Raw genomic sequence first — 965 nt, forward strand, 5'->3', positions numbered from 1 at the left:
TCGGCAATCGACCCCACCACGGCAGTTGCCACCGGTGCCGACAGCGCGGCGATCGCCCATCCTTCCCCGCCGCCGACGCACGCGATCGAGCCTACCGACCAGGCGAGTTTGACGTCCCCCGCTCCGAACGCCGCGGGCGCGAGAAGATGAACGACGAGGTAGATCGCGAACAGCAGAGCGCCGCCGAGCAGTGCCCCCGCCGAGCCGGTGAGCACGAGCGCGATCGTCACCACGATCGCACCGGGGACGGTCAAGACGTTCGGCAACCGGCGTCGCTGCAGGTCGACAGCGCTGAGCGCGGCGAACCACCACGTCGTGATGCACAACGGAACCGCGTACCCGGAACCGCCGAACCGCCACCAGACCCATCCGGTCCCGAGCGCACACAGCAGCGGCAGGAGCCGAGGCTCCCATCGGACCAGGAAGCGGCACATCGTCATTCCCGCGGCGGCACCGACCACGACCGCGACACACAGACCCATCATGATCGAAGGGTTGCACTGCGGCAGCGATCGGTTGTGTCGAAAGGCCCAGGTGGCAGATTGCCCTGTGTACAACTCACGGCCTGTGGACAACTACGGCCTGTAGACTACCGACGGTCCGAACTCACCGCATGGTGGTCAGCGCGTCCCGCATGATCGCTCTCGGGGCCGGCCTGCCGGTGAACTGTTCGACCTGCCCGTACGCCTGATTGAGCAGCATCGACAATCCGCTGATGACGGTTCCTCCGGCAGCCTCCACGGCAGTGGCGAGTGGCGTCGGCCAGGGATCGTAGATGGCGTCGAGAACCAACGGCGCATGGGCGAGATCCGACGCGATGTCGGCGGCTCCAGCCGCGGGAACGGTGCTGACCAGTACAGCCGACTCCGCTGCGACAGTGGCGAGACGAGGGTCGGTCATGTCCACGAACTCCGCGCGCATCCCCGCGGCCGACCGGCGCAGTCCGACGTGTGGTCCCGGGCCGA

At 67.8% G+C, this 965-nt stretch carries 1 protein-coding gene and 1 pseudogene; both read right to left on the reverse strand.

Going from position 1 to position 965, the window contains the following annotated elements; genetic code table 11:
* Positions 1-485: prepilin peptidase (locus RHBS_RS28040; RefSeq protein WP_145977668.1), on the reverse strand; the 485-nt coding region annotated here is incomplete at its 3' end.
* 121 nt (positions 486-606) lie between these two features.
* Positions 607-965: pseudogene (locus RHBS_RS28045) on the reverse strand (shikimate dehydrogenase); the annotation flags it as partial.

This window comes from Rhodococcus sp. BS-15, from assembly GCF_000813105.1.
Taxonomy (GTDB): domain Bacteria; phylum Actinomycetota; class Actinomycetes; order Mycobacteriales; family Mycobacteriaceae; genus Rhodococcoides.